Genomic DNA, 23,478 nt, shown 5'->3' with positions numbered 1-23,478 from the left:
CTGCGAAGCGCTACGCATTTTTAAGCAGAAATAGAAAAGGGGCGATGATTATCGCCCCTGGGTAAGTCAGTTTATTGCAATTACGCGGCTTCGGTGTGTTTCAGGCGCTTATCCTGCTTGAGCGACTTTTCCGGCTTACTGGCCGCCAGCGCATCCGGCTCGAAGTCATCCACGTTGATAGAACGCAGACGGCTTTCTTCGGCTTTCACCAGGATCTTCGCCTCGTCGGCGTTGATCTTGCCTTCTTCCAGCGCACGTTGTGCCAGACGATCCAGTCGGGTGAACGGCAGGTTCTTGCCGGCCGCCTTGCACAGACGGTCGTGAATCGGTTCGGCGGCGATCACGTCAGCCAATGCGGCTTCCAGCAGGCCAACTGGGTTGTGCTCGCTTGGTGTCAGATACTGGCCACGGCCCAGACGGCTACGGGTAGCTGACGGCTGTTGGATGATCTTGGCCAATTGGTGATCCAGACGGTCAGACGGTGCGGTATGGACTCGACCTAATGGGAAGACGACCAGGCGCATTACTCCGGCGATAAAGCGGTTCGGGAAGTTGCGCAGCAAATCGTCCAGCGCCTGTTCTGCCTGATGCAGACTGTCCTGTACAGACCAATGTACCAGCGGCAAATCTTCTTTCTGACGACCTTCATCTTCAAAGCGTTTCAGTGCAGCAGAAGCCAGATACATCTGGCTGAGGATATCCCCCAGACGGGCGGAGATACGCTCACGGCGCTTCAGACTACCACCCAGTACGCCCATGGAAACGTCTGACAATAGCGCCAGGTTAGCGCTCAGGCGGTTCAACTGCTGGTAGTAACGACGAGTCGCGTCTTTGGTCGGTGTGCTGCTGGTGCGACCGTTGGTCAGGCCCAGCCAGAAGCTGCGCACCTTGTTGCTGCCCACGTGGCCCAGATGGCCGAACAGCAATTTGTCGTAGGCGTTCAGGTCATTATTCTGCGCTGCAGCCATTTCGTCCAGCACGTAAGGATGGCAGCGGATAGCCCCCTGACCGAAGATCATCATGGTACGAGTCAGGATATTGGCGCCTTCTACCGTGATGGCGATAGGCGCGCCCTGATAAGCACGGGCCAGGAAGTTGGATTTACCCAGCATGATGCCTTTACCGCCGGCAATATCCATTGCATCAATGATTGCCTGCTGGCCGCGATGGGTACAGTGGTATTTCACGATGGCCGACAGCACGGCCGGTTTCTCGCCCAGCATCAGGCCGCTGGTGATAAGCGTAGCCGCAGCATCCATCACATAGGTGTTACCGGCGATACGCGCCAGTGGCTCTTCGATACCTTCCATCTTGCCGATTGAGAGCTTGAACTGACGGCGGATATGGGCGTAGGCCCCAATCGCCAGCGCCATGGACTTCACGCTACCGGTGGAGTTGGAAGGCAGGGTGATGCCGCGGCCTACCGACAGACACTCAACCAGCATACGCCAGCCCTGACCGGCCATTTTTGGCCCGCCGATGATGTAATCAATAGGCACGAACACGTCATTACCGCGGGTCGGGCCGTTTTGGAACGGCACGTTCAGCGGGAAGTGGCGGTTACCGATTTCAACACCTGGCGTGCTGGTTGGGATCAGCGCACAGGTGATGCCCGGTGATTCGTTATCACCCAGCAGGTGATTTGGGTCATACAGTTTGAACGCCAGGCCCAGCACGGTCGCCACCGGTGCCAGCGTGATATAGCGTTTGTTCCAGGTCAGACGCATGCCCAGTACCTGTTCGCCTTGCCACTCACCCATGCAGACGGTGCCGACGTCCGGAATGGCACCGGCATCGGAGCCTGCTTCCGGGCTGGTCAGGGCGAAACAAGGGATCTCGTCGCCGCGCGCCAGGCCTGGCAGGTAATGGTTTTTCTGTTCGTCAGTACCGTAATGCTGCAGCAGTTCGCCGGGGCCGAGGGAGTTTGGTACGCCGACGGTGATGGCCAGAATGCCGGAGACGCCGGACAGTTTTTGCAGCACGCGCGCCTGAGCATAAGGCGAGAAGTCCAGGCCGCCGTATTCTTTCTTGATGATCATCGCGAAGAAGCGATGCTCTTTCAGGTACGCCCACAGTTCCGGCGGCAAATCGGCCAGCTCGTGGGTGATTTGGAAGTCGTTGGCCATGCGGCAGGCTTCTTCCACCGGGCCGTCGATGAACGCCTGTTCTTCGGCGGTCAACTGCGGTTTCGGGTAATTATGCAGCTTGTTCCAGTCCGGCGTACCGCGGAACAGATCGCCTTCCCACCAGGTGGTCCCGGCTTCGATCGCTTCCTTTTCGGTGGTGGACATTGGCGGCATCACCTTGCGGAATGCGCGCAGCGCCGGGGCAGAAAGCATTGAACGACGCAATGACGTGACGTTCAACGGCAGCAGGATAATCGCCAGCGGCAGCAGCATCCAGAAGCTCCACAGGCCTATAGCGCCCATGGCGGCGGTGTATGCCAGAAGAATAAGGCTACTGAGGGTGAGGTTCACTCGGTGATAAAACACCACACCAATGAGTGCCAGCAAAACAACAATACTAAGAACCATCATAAGAAGCTCCAAAGTGGCAAGAGGTCTGACCTGTTGTGTGTATGTAATAGGTTTTAGTACAACCCCATATTTTTATCAATGCATTTACAGTTTAATTACAACTTAAGTCACAAACTGACCGCATCAATCATCAAAAACCTCATCGCTACCTCAACCGGGCTGCTGTTTGACTGACAATGCTTCTCGGTTTTTCCCCGATCCGTTACACTGCGGGGCGGAAGATTGACGATAACAAGAGGTTCCTCATGTACCACGACCTTATTCGCAGTGAACTGAACGAAGCGGCCGATACCCTGGCGAAATTTATCAATGACGACGCCAATATCGACGCGATCCAACGCGCAGCCGTGCTGCTGGCAGATTCCTTTAAAGCCGGCGGGAAAGTCATTTCTTGCGGTAACGGTGGCTCCCACTGTGACGCAATGCACTTTGCCGAAGAGCTGACTGGCCGCTACCGTGAAAACCGTCCGGGTTATCCGGCGATTGCCATTTCCGACGTTAGCCACCTGTCTTGCGTCAGCAACGACTTTGGTTACGAGTATGTGTTTTCACGCTATGTGGAAGCGGTAGGTCGTGAAGGCGATGTATTGCTGGGCATTTCCACCTCAGGGAATTCCGGCAACATTATTAAAGCCATCGAAGCGGCGCGCGCCAAAGGGATGAAAGTGATCACCCTGACCGGCAAAGACGGCGGCAAAATGGCCGGTTCTGCCGATGTGGAAATCCGCGTACCGCACTTCGGTTACGCCGACCGCATTCAGGAAATTCATATCAAAGCGATCCACATCTTGATTCAGCTGATTGAAAAAGAGATGGTTAAGGCTTAATGGCTTTAGGGGGCGTCAAGCCCCCGCTAATTATGTACAGCGCGAGTGGTTAAGGAGTGGCAATCGATGTGTGAACTGCTCGGGATGAGCGCAAACGTACCGACCGATATTTGCTTTAGCTTTACCGGGCTGGTTCAGCGCGGTGGCCGTACCGGGCCACATAAAGATGGTTGGGGCATTACCTTCTATGAAGGGAACGGGTGCCGCACGTTTAAGGATCCCCAGCCGAGTTTCGACTCGCCAATTGCCCGTCTGGTGCAGGAATACCCGATCAAATCCTGTGCGGTGGTATCGCATATTCGCCAGGCCAATCGCGGTGAAGTGGCGCTGGAAAATACCCATCCCTTTACCCGCGAATTGTGGGGCCGTAACTGGACCTACGCGCACAATGGCCAGTTGAAAGGCTACCGTCAGTTGGAAACCGGCACTTTCCGCCCGGTTGGTCAGACTGACAGCGAATACGCTTTCTGCTGGTTGTTGCATCAGCTTTCCCTGAAATACCCACGCACCCCGAGCCGTTGGCCACCGGTTTTCCGTTATATCGCTTTGCTGGCGGATCAACTGCGTCAGAAGGGGGTATTCAATATGTTGCTGTCGGATGGGCGCTTTGTGATGGCTTATTGCTCGACCAACCTGTACTGGATCACGCGTCGCGCTCCGTTTGGCAAAGCCACGCTGCTCGATCAGGACGTAGAGATTGATTTTCAGCAGCAGACCACACCTAACGATGTGGTCACGGTAATTGCTACCCAGCCGCTGACGGCAAATGAAACCTGGCACAAGATTGCGCCAGGCGAGTTCGCACTATTTCACTTCGGTGAGCGGCTTGCTCTGGGCGAAGGGATTGGTACTGACAGCGGGAGCCGCGGTTGAGGCATACTGCGTCATCTGGCTGCTGCTCAGCACGGGTTGACCCAATACGTACTGACCATTGGCTACGCTGACCATCGGCGGCTGGTGGTTTTTGACGAAGTAGTCATAGCCTGGCTTCAACTGGCGCCAGAAGGCGATGTAGCTGGAGGTGCTGTGGCGTTTCAGGTTCTTGTCGGTCATGCGGAACGGATAGATACTGATATCGATCCGGCTCTGGCCGTAAGCGAACGCGGCTTCGACGTAGCGGTAAATCTCATCCATATAGGTGTTGGTCATTGCATAACACCCAATAGATTTACATTCACCGTGGATCATCAGATAAGCGCCGGAATAACCCTGCGATTTATCGTAATCATTCGGGAAGCCGATATTGATGGCACGGTAATACTTGCTGTCGGGTTTCAGATGGCGCGCGTCGACGCTATAAAAGCCTTCCGGACTCTTAAAGTCACCTTCACGACGTTTCGGGCCGAGGCCGCCGGAGAAATTACAGATTTGGAAAGAGTTCACCAGGCGGAATTCGTTGCCCATTTTGGCATACAATTCCAGCGTGCGTTCTTCTTTGAAAATCTGAATATAGACCGGTGAACCTACTAATTGCTGCTTAACTACCGGAACCTCGGGAACCTGCTCGCTGGCGCTGCAGGCCGTGATCATCGGCATAGAAAAAAGCATCGCAAACAACAACGCGATTTTGCTCATTATTATTCCTGCTTATATTTATCTGCTGGCTCAATGCACTTGGCCAACATGCCACTGATTATTGTTTTACGGTCTTAAAACACCGCCAGATTACCAGTGTGTTCTTTTTTAGCAATATGTGTTGTGTATAAAAAAACTACAAACTTCGATAAAAGTGAATCGACAGGCAGATTTTAACGATTAGTGGGGCGAAACAGCCGAAATTTAATTGTGTTTGCTTGACTCAGGTCACTGCCTGACGCAGAAAAATGTTGTGGAAAATGTTAATATTCCGCCTCGAATTAACGCACAAAAAATGGACGAAGGAGTTAATCAACGGAATGTACGTTATCTCATTTTGTCAGTGCGAAAGATTTCATGTTGAGCGTGATGCCATTGCGCTCAACCCAGAGGCTGCCGATGTGGCCTCATCATCCAGGCATCGTCACTACCAGCCTCTGGGGTCGGTAAGACGTGTGAAACTAACCAACATCGTATAAATCCTATGATTAAAATCAGAAAAGGGTTAGATCTGCCAATTGCCGGAGCCCCGGCTCAGGCGATTCAGGACGGCCCAATCATTCAGCATGTCGCCCTGCTTGGGGAAGATTACGTCGGAATGCGCCCGTCTATGCTGGTGCAGGAAGGCGAAAGCGTCAAGAAAGGCCAGGCGCTGTTCGAAGATAAAAAGACCCCCGGGGTTTTCTTCACCGCACCCGCCAGTGGCCGTATCCTGGCGATCAACCGCGGTGAACGTCGTGTATTGCAGTCAGTAGTCATCGCCGTTGAAAACGGCGGCGACGAGCAACTGGAGTTTGCTCATTATCCGGTAGCCGAATTGGCCATGCTGCCGCGGGAACAGGTCGAAAGCGAATTGCTCGCCAGCGGTCTGTGGACTGCGCTGCGTACCCGCCCATTCAGTAAAACGCCTGCACCGGGCACCACTCCGCGCGCCATCTTCGTTACCGCCATGGACAGCCAGCCTCTGGCTGCCGATCCGCAGGTGATTATTGCCGAGCAACTGGCGGCGTTCAACGCCGGGCTGGCGGTATTGGCCCGCCTGACCGATGGCAAGGTGCACGTTTGCCACGCCGCAGGCGTTAACCTGGGCAAACAACCCGATGCCCAGGTGACCTATAACGAATTTGCCGGCCCACATCCAGCAGGCCTGGTAGGCACGCATATTCATTTCCTCGAGCCGGTCAGTTTGAAAAAAACCGTCTGGCATATCGGCTATCAGGATGCGATCGCCATCGGCACCTTGTTCACCACCGGCAAGCTCGATACCCACCGGGTGGTGGCATTGGCCGGGCCGCAGGTGGAACAACCGGTGCTGCTGCGCACCCGCTTGGGCGCCAGTATCGACGAACTGACCGCCGGGCGTCTGAAAGCCGGTGAGAACCGGGTGATTTCCGGCTCGGTGCTGAGCGGCACCCACGTTGCCGGGCCGAACGCTTACCTCGGCCGTTTCCATTCGCTGGTTTCCGTACTGCTGGAAGGGCGTGATAAAGAGTTGCTTGGTTGGATCGCGCCGTCACCGGATAAATTCTCCATCACCCGCACCACGTTGGGCCACTTCCTGAAGAACAAACTGTTCGCCTTCTCGACCACCACCCACGGCGGTGAGCGTGCGATGGTGCCGATTGGCAACTACGAGCGGGTGATGCCGCTGGATATCCTGCCGACCCTGCTGCTGCGAGACCTGCTGGCGGGTGACAGCGACAGCGCACAGGCGTTGGGCTGTCTGGAGCTGGATGAAGAAGATCTGGCGCTGTGCACCTTCGTTTGCCCCGGCAAGTATGAATACGCTCCGGTGCTGCGCGATGTGCTGACCAAGATTGAGCAGGAAGGATAACCGATGGGCCTGAAGAACTTTTTTGAAAAAATCGAGCATCACTTCACACCGGGTGGCAAGCTGGAAAAGTGGTACCCGCTGTTTGAAGCGACCACCACGGTGTTCTATACCCCTGGTTTGGTGACGCGCGGGGCTTCGCACGTACGCGATGCCATCGATCTGAAACGTATGATGATCCTGGTGTGGCTGGCGGTATTCCCGGCGATGTTCTGGGGGATGTACAACGTCGGCCAACAGGCCATTCCGGCATTGCACCACCTTTACAGTGGCGATCAACTGCAGCAGGTGCTGGCGGGGGATTGGCACTATCGGTTGGCGCAATGGTTGGGCGCCTCACTGGCGGCGGACGCGGGCTGGATCAGCAAAATGGTGCTGGGTGCCTGCTATTTCCTGCCGATTTACGCCGTGGTGTTCCTGGTCGGTGGTTTTTGGGAGGTGCTGTTCGCCGTCATTCGCAAGCATGAGATTAACGAAGGCTTCTTCGTCACCTCAATTCTGTTTGCACTGATTGTGCCGCCAACCTTGCCGCTGTGGCAGGCCGCGTTGGGTATCACCTTCGGCGTAGTGGTGGCCAAAGAGATATTCGGCGGTACCGGGCGTAACTTCCTCAACCCGGCTTTGGCTGGGCGCGCGTTCCTGTTCTTTGCTTATCCGGCACAGATTTCCGGTGACCTGGTGTGGACCTCCGCCGACGGTTTCTCTGGCGCGACGCCGCTGGCACAGTGGAGCGCGGGCGGGGCACACAGCCTGAGCAACGTGGCTACCGGCCATTCCATCAGTTGGATGGATGCGTTTCTCGGCAACATTCCCGGCTCGGTGGGTGAAGTTTCCACGCTGATGATCCTGCTCGGCGGGGCGATAATCCTGTTTGGTCGCGTAGCTTCCTGGCGCATTGTCGCCGGGGTGATGCTCGGCATGATGGCGACCGCCTTCCTGTTCAACGCTATCGGTTCTACCACCAACCCGCTGTTTGCCATGCCGTGGTATTGGCACCTGGTGTTGGGTGGCTTCGCCTTCGGCATGATCTTTATGGCTACCGACCCGGTTTCTGCCTCGTTCACCAACAAGGGGAAATGGTGGTACGGCATTTTGATTGGCGTGATGTGCGTGCTGATCCGGGTGGTCAACCCGGCCTATCCGGAAGGCATGATGCTGGCGATCCTGTTCGCCAACCTGTTCGCACCGCTGTTCGATTACCTGGTGGTGCAGGCCAACATCAAGCGGAGAAAAGCCCGTGGCGAATGAATCTAAAAACGACAGCATCGGTAAAACGCTGCTGGTGGTGCTGCTATTGTGCCTGGTGTGTTCTGTGGTGGTGGCGGGTTCCGCCGTCGGCCTGAAGTCCAAACAGCAGGAACAGAAGCTGCTCGACAAACAGCGCAATATCCTCGACGTGGCCGGTTTGCTGCAGCCGAAAATGGAAGGCGAGCAGGTCAAGGCGCTGTTCACCCAACGTATCGAACCGCACCTGCTGGATTTGAACAGCGGTGAGTTTGTAACGGGTAAGGCGGCGACATTCGATCTTGCCGCTGCACTGCGTGATGACGCCAAAAGCGTTGCGCTACCGGCCGCTGACGATCCGGCCGGCATCAAGCGCCGCAGCAACCTGGCGGAAATCTACCTGGTGCGCGACGACAGCGGTGCGGTCAACAAAATCGTACTGCCGGTCTACGGCACGGGCCTGTGGTCGATGATGTACGCCTTCGTGGCGCTGGATAACGACGGCAACACGGTGAAAGGCATCACTTACTACCAGCAAGGGGAAACTCCGGGACTGGGCGGTGAGGTCGAAAATGCCGGCTGGCGCCAGCAGTGGATCGGTAAAAAGCTGTTTGATGACAGCGGTAAACCGGCGATCCGCGTGGTGAAAGGCGGGGCGCGTCAGGGGGATGAACACGGGGTGGACGGCTTGTCCGGTGCCACGCTGACCTCCAACGGTGTGCAGCATACTTTTGACTTCTGGTTGGGCGAGCACGGCTTTGGCCCGTTCCTGCAAAAAGTTCGTGAAGGAGCGCTGAAAAATGGCTGATTCCAAAGAGATTAAACGGGTCCTTTTGGGGCCGTTGTTCGACAACAACCCGATTGCCCTGCAGGTGCTGGGCGTCTGTTCCGCGCTGGCGGTGACCACCAAGCTGGAAACGGCGGTGGTGATGACTATCGCGGTGACGCTGGTTACCGCGTTCTCCAGCTTCTTTATTTCGCTGATCCGTCACCATATTCCGAACAGCGTGCGCATCATTGTGCAGATGGCGATTATTGCCTCGTTGGTGATTGTGGTCGATCAGTTACTGCGCGCCTACGCGTTTGAAATCTCCAAGCAGCTGTCGGTGTTTGTCGGCCTGATCATCACCAACTGTATCGTGATGGGGCGCGCTGAAGCCTATGCCATGAAATCGCCACCGATCGAGAGCTTTATGGACGGTATCGGTAACGGCTTGGGCTACGGGGTGATCCTGGTGTTGGTCGGCTTCCTGCGTGAGCTGTTCGGTTCCGGCAAGCTGTTTGGCATCCCGGTGCTCGAAACGGTGCAGAACGGCGGCTGGTATCAACCGAACGGCCTGTTCCTGCTGGCACCGAGCGCGTTCTTTATCATCGGCTTGCTGATTTGGGCGCTACGCACCCTGAAACCAGCGCAGATCGAAAAGGAGTAATGGCCGATGGAACATTATATCAGCCTGTTTGTACGCGCGGTGTTCGTTGAGAACATGGCGTTGGCGTTCTTCCTGGGGATGTGTACCTTCCTGGCGGTATCCAAAAAGGTGTCGACGGCCTTTGGTTTGGGCATCGCGGTGACTTTGGTGCTCGGTATCTCCGTGCCGGTGAACAACCTGGTCTACAACCTGATCCTGCGCGACGGCGCGCTGGTGGAAGGTGTCGATCTGAGCTTCCTCAACTTCATTACCTTTATCGGCGTGATTGCGGCGCTGGTGCAGATCCTGGAGATGATCCTCGATCGCTTCTTCCCGTCGCTGTACAACGCACTCGGCATTTTCCTGCCGCTTATTACTGTGAACTGCGCCATCTTCGGCGGCGTATCCTTCATGGTGCAACGTGACTACAACTTCGCCGAGTCGGTGGTGTACGGCTTTGGCTCCGGCACCGGCTGGATGTTGGCGATTGTCGCGATGGCGGGGATCCGCGAAAAACTCAAGTATGCCAATGTCCCCGCAGGGTTGCGCGGCCTGGGCATTACCTTTATCACCACCGGGCTGATGGCGTTGGGCTTTATGTCCTTCTCCGGTGTTCAGTTGTAAAGGCGGGAAGAATTTATGGAAATTATTTTAGGCGTCGCGATGTTTACCGGCATCGTTATGGTGCTGGTGTTGCTCATTTTGTTCGCCAAATCCAAGCTGGTGAACACCGGTGACATTGCGGTGGAAGTGAACGGCGATTTGGATAAAAGCTTTACCGCTCCGGCGGGTGACAAGCTGCTGAATATGCTCTCCAGCCAGGGGATCTTCGTTTCGTCCGCCTGTGGCGGCGGCGGCTCTTGCGGCCAATGTCGGGTGGTGATCAAAGAGGGCGGCGGCGATATCCTGCCGACCGAACTGTCACACATCAACAAGCGTGAAGCGAAAGAGGGCTGCCGCCTGGCTTGCCAGGTGAACGTGAAGCAGAACCTGAAAATCGAGCTGCCGGAAGAAATCTTTGGTGTGAAGAAGTGGGAGTGCGAGGTTATCTCCAATGATAACAAAGCCACCTTTATCAAAGAGCTCAAGCTGAAAATCCCTGACGGGGAAGACGTGCCATTCCGCGCCGGGGGTTTTATCCAGATCGAAGCGCCGGCACACGACATCAGCTATGCCGATTTTGACGTGCCTGACGAGTACCGCGGCGACTGGGACAAGTTCAACCTGTTCCGCTACCGCTCTGTAGTGAATGAAACCACGGTGCGTGCCTACTCGATGGCCAACTACCCGGACGAAAAGGGCATTATTATGCTCAACGTGCGTATCGCCACGCCGCCACCGCGCGATCCTGACGTGCCGCCGGGCATCATGTCCTCTTATATCTGGTCGTTAAAAGCCGGTGACAAGGTGACCATCTCCGGGCCGTTCGGCGAGTTCTTCGCCAAAGACACCGACGCGGAAATGATCTTTATCGGCGGTGGTGCCGGTATGGCTCCGATGCGTTCGCACATCTTTGACCAGCTCAATCGCCTGAAGTCGAAGCGTAAAATCACCTTCTGGTACGGCGCGCGTTCACTGCGTGAGATGTTCTACGAGGAAGATTTCAACCAACTGCAGGCAGAGAACGAGAACTTTACCTGGCATGTGGCGCTTTCCGATCCGCAGCCTGAGGATAACTGGACGGGTTACACCGGCTTTATCCATAATGTTCTGTTGGAGAACTATCTGCGGAACCACCCGGCACCGGAAGACTGCGAGTTTTACATGTGTGGTCCGCCAATGATGAACGCCGCGGTGATCAAGATGTTGAAAGACCTGGGCGTCGAAGACGAAAATATCATGCTTGATGACTTTGGTGGCTAAATGCGCGCATGGGCAATGAAGGGGTTAATGACGACGGTGGCGCTCAGCGCCGCCCTGTTATTGACCGGCTGCGGACCGGAGCAGATCAATCTCGATGGCAAAACCATGGGGACTTCTTATTCTGTCCGTTACGTCACCGGTGATGACACGCCGTCTGCCGCCAAAATTCAGGCGGAGATCGACAAGCGCCTGGAATTGGTGAATGACCAGATGTCCACCTACCGGCCGGATTCTGAACTGAGCCGCTTCAACGCCAGCCGCGCAGTGGATAAACCCTTCCCGGTATCGGCAGCGACCACCGAGGTGGTGCTGGAAGCGCTGCGCATTAACCGCGTCACCGACGGCGCGCTGGACGTGACCGTCGGGCCGCTGGTTAATCTGTGGGGCTTCGGCCCGGAAGGGCGCCCGGACAAGGTGCCGAGCGCTGCCGAACTGGAGCGCCGCCGCGCCTGGACCGGTATCAACAAGCTGTCGGTGCAGGGCAACGCACTGGTAAAGAGCATTCCTGAGCTGTATGTCGATCTCTCTTCGATCGCCAAGGGCTACGGGGTGGATGTGATTGCCCAGTATCTGCAATCGCAGCAGATTAAGAACTACATGGTGGATATTGGCGGCGAAGTCCGTACTCGCGGCCACAACGGTGAGAAAAAACCGTGGCGTATCGCCATTGAACGGCCGACGGCGGGTATGGAGCAGAAGGCGCAACTGGTGATCCAGCCGGGCGAGATGTCGATCGCCACCTCGGGGGATTATCGCAACTACTTCGAACAGGGCGGCGTGCGTTATTCGCATACCATAGATCCGGTTACCGGCAAGCCGATCCATCATCATCTGGTGTCGGTGACGGTGCTGAGCCCGACCTGTATGGCTGCTGACGGTCTGTCGACCGGGTTGAACGTATTGGGGCCGGAGCGCGGCATGGCGTTGGCGAACCTGATGGGGATCCCGGTGTTCATGATTGTGAAAACTGCCAAAGGTTTTGAAGAGCGCTACTCCGAGGCGTTCAAACCCTATTTGAACAAGAGCTAGTGAGGTCGCTATGTTGACAGTATTTGTCGCCAGCTTCGTGTTGTTTCTGCTGATTGTCGGCGGGATGTCGTTGGGTTACGTGTTCAAGCGTAAGAGCCTGCAGGGCAGCTGCGGCGGCATTACGGCGTTGGGGATGGATAAAGTCTGTGACTGTCCTGAACCCTGCGATGCGCGGAAAAAGCGTCTGGAAAAAGAGGCGTTGCGCCAGAAACAGTTGGAAAAACACCGGATCATCTGAATAACAGGGGCGCATGCAGCGCCCCTTTTTTTATCGGTTATTTTGTCTTAACAAAGCTCTTTGCTTCGGCCGGTGAGTTGACCATCACCCCGTCCACGCCTAACGCCACCGCCTGCTGGTATTCCGCCGGTGAGTTGATGCCGAACAGAATGATGTGCGCCGGCCCTTGTGAGCGGAAACAGTCGATCGATTCTTTATCCCAGGTCAGAAACGCCTTGGAGCGTCCTTCACCCAGGGTAAATTTCTCCACCACTTCCACTTCACGCTTCAGTTCCAGCCCGTACCAGCGTGGTTGCTGATGGTCTGGCTTCAGCTCACACAGGTGCGACAGGCTGATATTCGCCAGCAGGTCGCGGGTTTTATCGCGGGTTTCAAAACGTTTGATCGTGGGCGGCAGCGCCTGCAGATATTTGGCATCGGTGGAGTACACGCGGGTGCGGTTCAGGCTGTTGGTTTTTTCCAGCGTTGCCAGCAGGGCTTTGCCGAACTGGGCCGGGTCTGCGTCTGGGGATTTGATATCCAGATAGAAGTTAACCTTGGGGAAGGCATTGAGGATCTCATCCAAACGAGGAATGCCAATGCCTTTCCCCCGGAACGGGTGGGTTTCACCTTTGGCGAATGACCAACCGGCGTCAACTTTCGCCAGTTGTGCAGCGGTAAAGGCGGAGACCAGCCCCTGCTGATTGGTTAGCGCTTTCAGATCCGAAGGGCGGTAAAGCACGATCACACCGTCTTTGGATTCCTGCAGGGTGATCCAGATGGCGTCGGCGCCGTTTTTCAGTGCGGTTTTAATGGCGACGCGGGTATTTTCAGGAGCGTCGGCAGTACCACCACGGTGAGCGATAATGGCGGGGGCGGCGGTAGCGGCAAGGGATATCAGGGATAAGGCTGAAGCTAACAAATAGACCGATAATGTTTTCATGTAGGGCACCATCCTGTGCGTAGAGTTATTGTTATCAGTAACTGCGGCGGTTAATTTGCCACAGCGTACTATTGAAAAATTACGCTTTTTTAACAAGTCGAAGATAATTGGGTGAAAGCCTGTTTTCTCCGAGTAGAGCCGAGGCTTGAGCTTTCCATTGTTGCCTGTATACTTATACAGTGTTATTGGAGGCGCGATGCGTAAAATCATTCATGTCGATATGGACTGCTTCTTCGCAGCGGTAGAAATGCGCGACGATCCCAGCCTGCGCGATATTCCGTTGGCGATCGGCGGCAGTGCCGACCGGCGTGGGGTGATCAGCACCGCCAACTATCCTGCGCGTCGCTATGGCGTACACAGTGCGATGTCGACGGCGATGGCACTCAAGCTTTGCCCGCACCTTAAGCTGCTGCCCGGCCGTATGGCGGCCTATAAGGAAGCTTCGCAGCATATCCGCGAAATCTTCGCCCGTTACACCCCGTTAATTGAACCACTGTCGCTGGATGAAGCCTATCTGGACGTGACGGACTGCAGCCAGTGCAACGGCTCGGCGACGTTGATCGCCGAGCAAATCCGCCAGACTATCTCCGACGAACTCAACCTCACCGCTTCTGCCGGTATCGCGCCGATCAAGTTCCTCGCCAAGATTGCCTCAGAGCTGAATAAACCGAACGGACAATACGTCATCACCCCGGCACAGGTTCCTGCGTTTTTACAGCAGTTACCGCTGAGTAAAATCCCTGGCGTGGGCAAAGTGACCGCCAAACGGCTGGAGGAAGTGGGGCTGATCACCTGCGCCGACGTACAGCAGTACGACCTGGCGGCGCTGTTAAAGCGCTTCGGCAAATTTGGCCGGGTGCTGTGGGAGCGTTGTCAGGGGATCGATCTGCGTGAGGTTTCGCCAGAGCGGTTGCGTAAATCGGTGGGGGTGGAGCGCACGCTGGCGGAAGATATCCATGACTGGGAAGACTGCGAAGCGCTGATCGTCGACAAACTCTATCCCGAGCTGGAACTGCGGTTGCGTAAGGTGAAACCGGATCTGCACATCGCCCGGCAGGGGGTAAAACTGAAGTTTCAGGATTTCCAGCAAACGACGCAGGAACACGTCTGGCCGGTACTGAATAAAGACGATTTGATCAACGTGGCACGGCAGGTATGGAGTGAGCGACGTGAAGGGCGCGGGGTGCGACTGGTCGGATTACACGTGACGTTACTGGATCCGCAGCTGGAGCGGCAACTGCTGCTGCCCTGGGAATAACAAAGGCGCAAATAATTGCGCCTTTGGTTGCTGACAAAGCAGGAAAAAGCGTGGTTTTTCCTGCTTTGTGGTGATCAGCCGAAAATCAATAAATTGATTTTCCAGATTTTTATTTATCGACCTCGACTCGCTCTGGGCAGGAATGAGGTTTGTCATCAGTCTGAGGCGCAAATATTTGCGCCTTTGGTTTATCTGTAATATTACGAATATTACGCGCGTTCCGGGATTGCTTTCAGCAGTGCCGTCAGCAGCTTCCAGTACAGGCCCACGCTTTCGATATGCACCTGCTCATCCGGCGAGTGTGGCCCGGTGATGGTTGGCCCAATCGACACCATATCCATGTTCGGGTACGGCTTTTTGAACAGACCGCATTCCAGACCGGCGTGGATCACCATGATGTTCGGCGTCTTGTTGAACAAGTCCTGATAAATCTCGCGCACCAGATGCATCACCGGTGAGTCCGCGTCTGGCTGCCAGCCTGGGTAGCCGCCTTTTGGTGCCACTTTGGCGTTGGCCAACTGGCCCAGCGCGGTCAGCATGCCGACCACGTAATCTTTACCGCTGTCGATCAGCGAACGGATCAGGCAGATGATTTCTGCTTCGCTGTCGCTGGTGGTGACCACGCCCACGTTCAGTGAGGTTTCCACCACGCCTTTCACCGCGTCGCTCATGCGGATCACACCGTTCGGTGTACCATTCAGCAGTGCCACAAAACGCTGTTGGCTGTCGGCGGTCATCGCCTGCGAAGCACTGGTGACAGGCTCCAGCAACACGGTGATGTTCTTCTCTTTGGCCGCCAGCTCGTTTTGCAGAGTAGCCAGGAACGCCTGGCTCAGCGCTTTCAGCGCATCGGCTTTCTCGGCCGGTACGGCAACCACCGCAGAGGCCTCACGCGGAATAGCATTGCGCAGCGTACCGCCGTTCAGATCCAGCAGGCGCAGGTTCAGCTCGGCGCTATGGTCGAACAGGAAGCGTGCCAGCAGTTTGTTGGCGTTGCCCAGCCCGACGTGGATATCCGCGCCAGAGTGGCCGCCTTTCAGGCCTTTGATCGTCAGCTTCAGAGTCTGATAACCGGCAGGCACGGCTTCGCGCAGCAGTGGCAGGGTGGTGATGAAATCAATCCCCCCGGCGCAACCCATGTAGATCTCGCCTTCTTCTTCGGAGTCGGTGTTGATCAGGATATCCGCTTGCAGCCAGTTAGCCTGCAGACCAAACGCACCGTCCATGCCGGCTTCTTCGGTCATGGTCAGTAGCACTTCCAGCGGGCCGTGCTCGACGCTGTCGTCGGCCAGCACGGCCAGTGCGGAGGCCATACCGATACCGTTGTCGGCACCCAGCGTGGTGCCACGCGCCTTGATCCACTCACCGTCAATGTACGGCTGAATCGGATCCTTGGTGAAGTCGTGCACGGTGTCGTTATTTTTCTGTGGCACCATGTCCAGGTGCGCTTGCAGGGCAACCGGCTTGCGGTTTTCCATCCCTTTGGTGGCGGGCTTGCGCAGCAGGATGTTGCCTACGTGGTCACGCTCGGCGTGCAGGTGTTTCTCTTTGGCCCACTCGAGGATGTGCTGTGCCAGCGCTTCTTCATGATAAGAAGGATGCGGAATAGAGCAGATTTTGGCAAAAATATCCCACAGCGGCTGTGGCGAAAGTTGAGACAATTCAGACACTATAAGTCTCCTGTAACAGCATTCTCGGCAGTGCGGGAATGCCGCTCGGTTAGGGTTAGGGGCATCTGTGCGGCTTTGGCACGATCTCCAGAGAATATCACTTTATTCCGGGCGGTGCCCGTACCGTATTGCGCTGTTCAAGCGCTTGATCACACTAGTTTGGTTGGTCATTGCTCATTTATTCAGCATCAATCACCAGACGAAATACTTATGAATTCCAAGGTACAACTGGTATTTGGTGCGGTCAGTCTTTATAATCTCGCGCAACCTTTTTTCCCCTGATTACTGAGTAAGCCGCACCACTGCTGGCTGGGACACCATTCTATGAGCGAAAAATACGTTGTTACCTGGGACATGCTGCAAATGCAAGCGCGCAAACTGGCTCACCGCCTGCTGCCTGCTGACCAATGGAAGGGCATTATTGCCGTAAGCCGCGGCGGTCTGGTACCGGCTTCTCTGTTGGCACGTGAGTTAAGCATTCGTTATGTGGATACCGTCTGCATTTCCAGCTATGACCATGACAACCAACGCGAAATGAAAGTGCTCAAGCGCGCCGAAGGCGACGGTGAAGGCTTTATCGTTATCGACGATCTGGTGGATACCGGCGGCACCGCGAAAGCGATCCGTGAAATGTACCCGAAAGCGCATTTCGTCACTATCTTCGCCAAGCCGGCAGGTCGCCCGCTGGTAGACGATTATGTGGTTGATATCCCACAGGATACCTGGATTGAGCAGCCATGGGACATGGCGGTGACCTTCGTGCCACCGATCGGCGGCCGTTAAGTTTGCCACGCTGATTTATTGAAACGCCCGGCTCTGCCGGGCGTTTGCATTTTTGATTTCCACCCACCGATACAGCTTCAAGTATGACGGGTTTATCGCGCCAGAGTTAGGTACACTACCTCCAGTTGATTAGGCTGTTTGCGGCCTATTACCAGATTTACGGAGGCTGTTGTTACCATGGCACAAGCCAACCTTTCTGAAATCCTGTTCAAACCCTCATTTAAACACCCTGAGACCTCAACGCTGGTGATGCGCGCGCGCAGTAAAGTCAGTGCCGATCTGCATTCCACGCTGGAAGGCGACACCGTCAGCAATTGGTACCGCATGCTCAACCCGCTGTTGTGGGCCTGGCGTGGCGTCGATCCCATTGAAATCAACGAAGTGCTGGCACGCATTGCCGTCGCGGATGTGGAACACACCAACGACAAATGGCTCGATACCGTGGTCGGTTACCGTAACGGCAACTGGATCTACGAATGGGTGCATCAGGGCATGCTCTGGCAGCAGCGCGCGCTGGAACAGCAGGATCCGCTGCTCGGCGGCCAGTACTGGCTTAAAGCTGCCAACTTTTACAGCATTGCCGGCTACCCGCATCTGAAAGGCGACGAACTGGCCGAGCAGGCGGAGGCGCTATCCAACCGGGCTTACGAAGAGGCCGCGTTGCTACTGCCATACCAGTTGAAAGAGCTGGAGTTCCGCATTGAAGGTGGCAGCAGCATTACCGGCTTCCTGCATATGCCGGAGAAGGGCGAGGCACCGTTCCCTACGGTGCTGATGTGCGGCAGCCTGGACACCCTGCAGACCGACTATCACCGCCTGTTCCACGATTATCTGGCTCCGCAGGGCATCGCCATGCTGACCATTGATATGCCTTCCATCGGTTCTTCCTACAAGTGGAAGCTGACGCAAGACTCCAGCTTCCTGCATCAGCAGGTGCTGACTCAACTGGCCGACGTGCCCTGGATTGATCATCAGCGCGTCACCGCGTTTGGCTTCCGCTTTGGCGCCAATGTGGCGGTACGTCTGGCCTATCTGGAGCCACAGCGGCTGCGTGGCGTGGCCTGCCTGGGGCCGGTGGTGCATCGCCTGCTGTGCGACAGCAGCACCCAGAAGTACGTACCGGATATGTATATGGATGTGCTGGCCAGCCGGATGGGCATGGCTAACGCTTCGGATCATGTGCTGAAGGTTGAGTTGAACAGCTATTCGCTGAAAACCCAGGGGCTGTTGGGCCGCCGTTGCCCGACGCCGATGCTGGCCGGTTACTGGGAGCAGGATCCGCTCAGTCCGAAAGAAGAGTCACAGCTGATCGTTTCGTCTTCGATGGATGGCAAGCTGATCGCCATACCGCGCAAACCGGTGTACAGCAGTTTCCACAAGGCGCTGCTGCAAATGTCCCATTGGATGAAAGATAAAATGCGTTAATTAGTTGCTAAATTTTAACAGTTTGTTAAAAAGAATGGTCTACATTGAGGAGCTTAAGAATGACGTTACCGAGTGGTCACCCTAAAAGCCGACTAATGAAACGTTTCGCCAGCTTGGGGCCGTATCTGCGTGAAGGGCAATGTGAGAACGACCGTTTTTTCTTTGATTGTTTAGCCGTCTGCGTCAATGTTAAGCCTGCTCCAGAACTGCGTGAGTTTTGGGGCTGGTGGATTGAACTGCATGCCGAAGATACGCGTTTCACCTACGCCTATCAGTTTGGCCTGTTTGATAAGAAAGGGCAGTGGACGCCGGAAAAGATTAAAGATACTGAAGTCAAAACCAAGCTGGAAACCACTTTGCGTGACTTCCACCGTCGTCTGGGCGAACTGCTGGCCACCATGGAGCTGACGCTGGAACCCGCCGCTGATTTCAAAGAAAAACTGATTAAACTTTCCGCCTGACCCCGTTTGACCGCAAGTATTCTGCTGATTTCGCGTTGTGCCTGTTGGCATAACGCGTCTCTCCTGTTACAAAGTCCCTAGTATTATTCTTCTCATCTTACACGGCAGAAACACTATGAACGGCAGCCAGACACTGGTTGTGAAATTGGGCACCAGCGTGTTGACCGGCGGATCGCTGCGTCTTAACCGTGCCCATATTGTCGAACTGGTTCGCCAGTGCGCACAACAGCATGCAGCGGGTCACCGCATCGTTATCGTCACCTCCGGCGCGATTGCCGCCGGGCGCGAACATTTGGGCTACCCCGAACTCCCCGCCACCATCGCCTCCAAGCAGTTGCTGGCGGCGGTCGGGCAGAGCCGGTTGATCCAACTGTGGGAGCAACTGTTCTCCATTTATGGCATCCACGTCGGGCAGATGTTGCTGACGCGTGCCGATCTGGAAGACCGCGAACGCTTCCTCAATGCGCGTGACACCATGACGGCGTTGCTGGACAACCGTATCGTGCCGGTGATCAATGAGAACGACGCGGTAGCGACCGCAGAAATCAAGGTGGGCGACAACGACAACCTGTCGGCATTGGCGGCGATCCTGGCCGGGGCCGATAAACTGTTGTTGCTGACCGATCAGCAGGGGCTGTACACCGCCGACCCGCGTAACAACCCGCAGGCAGAGCTGATCCGTGAAGTGCACGGCATCGACGATGCACTGCGCGCCATCGCCGGCGACAGCGTTTCCGGCCTGGGCACCGGCGGCATGGGCACCAAGCTGCAAGCCGCCGACGTGGCCTGCCGTGCCGGTATCGACGTGATCATCGCCGCCGGCAGCAAGCCGGGCGTGGTGGCTGACGTAATTGAAGGCAAACCGGTGGGTACCCGTTTCCACGCGCTGGAAACCCCGCTGGAAAACCGCAAACGCTGGATCTTCGGCGCACCCCCGGCCGGCGAGATCACCGTCGACGACGGTGCGGTCGACGCCATTATGGCGCGCGGCAGTTCACTGCTGCCGAAGGGCATCCGCGAAGTTAAAGGCGATTTCTCCCGTGGAGAAGTGATCCGCATCCGCAACCTGACGGGGCGCGATCTGGCGCACGGCGTCAGCCGTTATAACAGCGACGCGATGCGCATGATTGCCGGTCACCACTCGCAGGAGATCAGTGAAATTCTCGGTTATGAATACGGCCCGGTGGCAGTTCACCGCGACGATATGATTGTCAGCTAAGGAGTGAGCATGCTGGAGCAGATGGGGAAGGCCGCCAAGCAGGCCTCCTGGCAACTGGCGGTGCTGAGCACGGCGAAGAAAAACCAGGTGCTGTCGGTGATTGCCGACAGACTGGAAGCCGAAAGCGAAGTGATTTTACAGGCTAATGAACAGGACATGGAACAGGCACGCGCCAGCGGGATGACCGAAGCGCTGCTCGATCGCCTGTTGCTGACCCCGGCACGTCTGGCGGCGATCGCCAACGATGTGCGCCAGGTGTGTCGCCTGAACGACCCGGTCGGCCACGTATTGGACGGCAGCCTGCTGGACAGCGGGTTGAAGCTGGAACGCCGCCGGGTACCGCTCGGGGTGATTGGCGTGATTTATGAAGCGCGGCCGAACGTCACCATCGACGTCGCCAGCCTGTGCCTGAAAACCGGCAACGCGGTGATCCTGCGCGGCGGTAAAGAAACCCACCACACCAACCAGGCGACGGTTAAAGTGATCCAGCAGGCGCTGGAACAGTGCGGCCTGCCAGCCGCGGCGGTACAGGCGATTGAAAGCCCGGACCGTGCACTGGTGAATGAACTGCTGCGCCTGGATCGCTACGTCGACATGCTGATCCCACGCGGTGGTGCTGGCCTGCACAAACTGTGCCGCGAACAGTCGACCATCCCGGTGATCACTGGCGGTATCGGCGTTTGCCATACCTACGTGGATGACAGCGTTGATTTCGACAAAGCACTGACGGTAATCGAGAACGCCAAAATTCAACGCCCAAGCGCCTGTAACTCGCTGGAGACGCTGCTGGTGAACCGCAACATTGCCGCAGAATTTCTGCCTGCCTTGAGCACCCGAATGGCGGCGGTCGGCGTCACCCTGCACGCAGCAGAGAACGCCATGCTGCTATTGCAAGACGGCCCGGCAACGGTGGTAGCGGTAGCGGCGGAAGATTACGACGACGAATGGCTGTCGTTGGACCTGAACGTGGCGCTGGTGGATGACATCGATCAGGCCATCGACCATATTCGCACCCACGGCACCAGCCACTCCGACGCGATCCTCACCCGCTCACTGAGCAGCGCCGAGCACTTTGTGCGTGCGGTGGACTCCAGTGCGGTGTACGTCAACGCCAGCACCCGCTTCACCGACGGCGGCCAGTTCGGCCTGGGCGCAGAAGTGGCCGTCAGCACCCAGAAACTGCACGCCCGCGGCCCAATGGGCCTGGATGCTCTGACCACCTACAAGTGGATCGGCTACGGTGATGATTTGGTTCGGAGTTAAGCTTTAGTTCGGTGTTTCAAAAATGCAGGGGCGCAGTTCATTTGGACTGTGCCCTTTTTATTTTGGGGAGCTCAAAAGGGTTGATGCTAATGCTGATATATCTTGGCTGGTGGTGGTGTTGGCTTCAGCGAAATCTCATCTGACAGTCGGCTTTGTTCCAGAAGCGGAAGTTTCGCATCTTTGGCACGTTCCTATTCAAAGGGGACGAAATGCCATCTACATGAGGGCCACTACAGGCTTCATTCTTGTCGTGAGACGGGCATTCCCTTCATCTTGCGCTTAACCAAAGAAACTGGATGATGGCTCTGTGCCTTTTAAAGAGGGAGGCAGATCCGACTTGACGAATCAATATTGGATTTTGCATTACAGATTGCCTGGGAACTAGCGGCGTCTGTTGTCATCGACCTTCTGCAAAAGAAAGGAGCAATATAGCCAGTGAAGAACTTAAATCAGCACTGTTGCAAAGCTTTATTTCTCAAAAAACGAGTGCGGTAAGTGTCAACGTACTTGTCGCCTTCGATTACATTATGCCACCAGCCTTTCCCGCTCAGGCTTCAGCATCACCGTTCCCTGTCCGCCCCGAGCCAAAGTTAACAACAATCGGTGTTAATCAACTGAGTGCAAGTCAGGAATCGCTGCATGCTCAGAGCGAAAATTTTCAAGTCGCCATTTTGTATAAAAAACACACTATCCATATTGCTTACGCGTTGCGATTTACTATGCTTGTGAAGTTGAGCACGGTAACTGGTACTTAGGATAAGGCCAGACATCACAAGGACAATTAGGATTCCTTTTATTATGTAATATAGGAATAAACATGCCACAACTGGTCTTTGTTCATGGTGTTGCAACGCGCGTAGACGCTGATTACTCACGCGCCGTTGCCAACCGTAATAAGTTCTATCAGGAATTGGTTTTTGACGGTCAGCCCGTCGACTTCTATTCGCCAATGTGGGGGAAATTTGTTAACCCGATTCCCCAGGGGGTCTTTCAGACCAATGCGGATATCACCACATTCTCATTGAATATCTCCTCAGTACCCGGTCTCGACGGTGGAATGAGGCTCACTAGCGGCGACAACCTCGATGTATCTATCGTCGCAGTAGGGCAACAAGACTCCGTTGCCGCACTTGATGCGATTTGTTCACAAATTGCAGATACCGCGGAGAGTGACCACCGCCAGCTGTCAGAAGAAGAGTTTCAGGCATTTCGCAATGCCTTTGCTCTTATTGAATCGAAGCAAAGCGATAACCTATTTTCTGCAGATGCCTCTACGCAAAGTATTAGCGATCGGCTCAAGGGGCAAGGAGACCGTGCTTTCAGTATTGGTAGCGTCATCAGCAATGCAATTTCAACGGTAACAGAGCGTATCTACCACGCGGCATCAACCCTGGGTTTTGGTGCCGTACGCGGAAATCTCAGCCCGGCTGTAGGTCTGTTTATGGGCGATGTTTTTGTCTATCTCAAAGAGGGCCAAACACGAAACGCCATTCAAGATGTCATCCGTAGTGACCTCATTCAGGCTTATAATGCAAAAAAAGCGGGTAAAGGACCGTTGGTAGTTGTTGGGCACAGTATGGGAGGCGTAATCCTCACCGATATGTTGACCGATCCTGCAGCAGCCGGATTACCCGACGATATTGAAATTGACGCCCTCTTCACGGTGGGCTCGCAACCCGGTCTTTTCGCTGCACTGGGTGTCCTGTCTTCTAATCCCCAGGCTGGTTCATCTCGCTGTCGACCTAATTGCGTTAAGAATTGGTTCAACGTTTTTGATCCGATAGACCCGTTTGCCTTCCGTGCTGGCATGATTTATAAGGATGCAGAAGATGTTGTGTTCAACTCTGTGGCCGGCATTACCGACACGCATTCGAAATATTTCCAGCGTCCGCAATTTTATGCACGTACTCGAACGCGGTTAAAAGCGTCGGACATTTTGTGAGG

The 23,478-nt window shown here is 55.7% G+C and carries 21 protein-coding genes; 17 read left to right on the top strand and 4 right to left on the bottom strand.

The features are described from left to right. Positions 1-80 precede the first annotated feature (80 nt). Positions 81-2,537: an acyl-CoA dehydrogenase FadE gene (gene fadE / locus FCL49_RS10240; protein ID WP_174353420.1), complete on the bottom strand. Its 2,457-nt coding sequence runs from the start codon at positions 2,535-2,537 to the stop codon at positions 81-83. Between the two features lie 245 nt (positions 2,538-2,782). On the opposite strand from fadE, the gene lpcA reads away from it, so the two are divergent. Together lpcA and FCL49_RS10230 are read left to right on the top strand one after the other, a co-directional pair. After that, positions 2,783-3,364 carry a D-sedoheptulose 7-phosphate isomerase gene (lpcA, locus tag FCL49_RS10235; RefSeq protein ID WP_004949058.1) on the top strand — a complete coding sequence of 194 codons (582 nt, stop codon included), beginning with the start codon at positions 2,783-2,785 and terminating at the stop codon, positions 3,362-3,364. A 66-nt stretch (positions 3,365-3,430) separates the two neighbouring features. After that, on the top strand, positions 3,431-4,237 hold the full coding sequence (locus tag FCL49_RS10230; RefSeq protein ID WP_174353419.1) for a class II glutamine amidotransferase: 807 nt from the start codon (positions 3,431-3,433) through the stop codon (positions 4,235-4,237). Here FCL49_RS10230 and dpaA read toward each other — a convergent pair. Beyond that, a complete protein-coding gene (gene dpaA / locus FCL49_RS10225) occupies positions 4,169-4,939 on the bottom strand; it encodes a peptidoglycan meso-diaminopimelic acid protein amidase (protein WP_174353418.1) in 771 nt (256 codons plus the stop codon). The two genes, FCL49_RS10230 and dpaA, sit on opposite strands and share 69 nt — an antisense overlap. 484 nt (positions 4,940-5,423) lie before the next feature. On the opposite strand from dpaA, the gene FCL49_RS10220 reads away from it, so the two are divergent. The 8 genes from FCL49_RS10220 to nqrM are packed head-to-tail and all read left to right on the top strand — an operon-like array spanning position 5,424 to position 12,533. Beyond that, complete coding sequence (locus tag FCL49_RS10220) at positions 5,424-6,773, top strand: Na(+)-translocating NADH-quinone reductase subunit A (protein WP_174353417.1); 1,350 nt, start codon at positions 5,424-5,426, stop codon at positions 6,771-6,773. Positions 6,774-6,776: 3 nt separating this feature from the next. Next, positions 6,777-8,018 carry an NADH:ubiquinone reductase (Na(+)-transporting) subunit B gene (locus FCL49_RS10215; protein WP_174353416.1) on the top strand — a complete coding sequence of 414 codons (1,242 nt, stop codon included), beginning with the start codon at positions 6,777-6,779 and terminating at the stop codon, positions 8,016-8,018. Then, positions 8,008-8,802 carry a Na(+)-translocating NADH-quinone reductase subunit C gene (locus FCL49_RS10210; protein WP_174353415.1) on the top strand — a complete coding sequence of 265 codons (795 nt, stop codon included), beginning with the start codon at positions 8,008-8,010 and terminating at the stop codon, positions 8,800-8,802. Before FCL49_RS10215 ends, FCL49_RS10210 begins: the two co-directional genes overlap by 11 nt. Further along, on the top strand, positions 8,795-9,424 hold the full coding sequence (locus FCL49_RS10205) for an NADH:ubiquinone reductase (Na(+)-transporting) subunit D (protein WP_020825369.1): 630 nt from the start codon (positions 8,795-8,797) through the stop codon (positions 9,422-9,424). Before FCL49_RS10210 ends, FCL49_RS10205 begins: the two co-directional genes overlap by 8 nt. Before the next feature lie 6 nt (positions 9,425-9,430). After that, positions 9,431-10,027 (top strand): NADH:ubiquinone reductase (Na(+)-transporting) subunit E, encoded by a 597-nt coding sequence (gene nqrE / locus FCL49_RS10200; RefSeq protein WP_012005400.1) that lies wholly within the window; start codon positions 9,431-9,433, stop codon positions 10,025-10,027. 15 nt (positions 10,028-10,042) lie between these two features. Continuing rightward, on the top strand, positions 10,043-11,266 hold the full coding sequence (nqrF, locus tag FCL49_RS10195) for an NADH:ubiquinone reductase (Na(+)-transporting) subunit F (RefSeq protein ID WP_174353414.1): 1,224 nt from the start codon (positions 10,043-10,045) through the stop codon (positions 11,264-11,266). Beyond that, entirely contained in the window at positions 11,267-12,295 is a 1,029-nt protein-coding gene (locus FCL49_RS10190) for an FAD:protein FMN transferase (protein WP_174353413.1), read from the top strand. Positions 12,296-12,305: 10 nt separating this feature from the next. Beyond that, positions 12,306-12,533, top strand: a complete 228-nt coding sequence (nqrM, locus tag FCL49_RS10185) for a (Na+)-NQR maturation NqrM (protein ID WP_174353412.1) — start codon at positions 12,306-12,308, stop codon at positions 12,531-12,533. 37 nt (positions 12,534-12,570) lie between these two features. On the opposite strand, the gene FCL49_RS10180 is transcribed toward nqrM, so the two are convergent. After that, complete coding sequence (locus FCL49_RS10180) at positions 12,571-13,455, bottom strand: glycerophosphodiester phosphodiesterase family protein (protein WP_174353411.1); 885 nt, start codon at positions 13,453-13,455, stop codon at positions 12,571-12,573. Positions 13,456-13,651: 196 nt separating this feature from the next. On the opposite strand from FCL49_RS10180, the gene dinB reads away from it, so the two are divergent. Further along, positions 13,652-14,713, top strand: coding sequence for a DNA polymerase IV (dinB, locus tag FCL49_RS10175; protein WP_174353410.1), 1,062 nt, complete (start codon positions 13,652-13,654; stop codon positions 14,711-14,713). A gap of 209 nt (positions 14,714-14,922) precedes the next feature. Here dinB and pepD read toward each other — a convergent pair whose 3' ends face one another. Beyond that, a complete protein-coding gene (gene pepD, locus FCL49_RS10170; protein WP_174353409.1) occupies positions 14,923-16,383 on the bottom strand; it encodes a beta-Ala-His dipeptidase in 1,461 nt (486 codons plus the stop codon). A gap of 324 nt (positions 16,384-16,707) precedes the next feature. Here pepD and gpt point away from each other — a divergent pair, with 324 nt between their 5' ends. The 6 genes from gpt (at position 16,708) to FCL49_RS10140 (ending at position 23,476) form a co-directional block, all read left to right on the top strand. Then, a complete protein-coding gene (gene gpt, locus FCL49_RS10165) occupies positions 16,708-17,166 on the top strand; it encodes a xanthine phosphoribosyltransferase (protein ID WP_020825376.1) in 459 nt (152 codons plus the stop codon). A 177-nt stretch (positions 17,167-17,343) separates the two neighbouring features. Continuing rightward, positions 17,344-18,591, top strand: coding sequence for an esterase FrsA (frsA, locus tag FCL49_RS10160; protein WP_174353408.1), 1,248 nt, complete (start codon positions 17,344-17,346; stop codon positions 18,589-18,591). Between the two features lie 59 nt (positions 18,592-18,650). After that, entirely contained in the window at positions 18,651-19,052 is a 402-nt protein-coding gene (gene crl, locus FCL49_RS10155) for a sigma factor-binding protein Crl (protein WP_174353407.1), read from the top strand. A 115-nt stretch (positions 19,053-19,167) separates the two neighbouring features. Continuing rightward, positions 19,168-20,271, top strand: a complete 1,104-nt coding sequence (gene proB, locus FCL49_RS10150; protein WP_012005410.1) for a glutamate 5-kinase — start codon at positions 19,168-19,170, stop codon at positions 20,269-20,271. A 9-nt stretch (positions 20,272-20,280) separates the two neighbouring features. After that, positions 20,281-21,534, top strand: coding sequence for a glutamate-5-semialdehyde dehydrogenase (gene proA / locus FCL49_RS10145; RefSeq protein ID WP_174353406.1), 1,254 nt, complete (start codon positions 20,281-20,283; stop codon positions 21,532-21,534). Between the two features lie 817 nt (positions 21,535-22,351). Then, positions 22,352-23,476, top strand: a complete 1,125-nt coding sequence (locus FCL49_RS10140; protein WP_174353405.1) for a hypothetical protein — start codon at positions 22,352-22,354, stop codon at positions 23,474-23,476. Positions 23,477-23,478 lie beyond the last annotated feature (2 nt).

Origin of the sequence: Serratia proteamaculans (assembly GCF_013337185.1) — a bacterium.
Lineage (GTDB): Bacteria > Pseudomonadota > Gammaproteobacteria > Enterobacterales > Enterobacteriaceae > Serratia > Serratia proteamaculans_D.
Note: the sequence above shows the minus strand (reverse complement) of the source record. Positions and strands in the feature narration are given on the sequence as shown.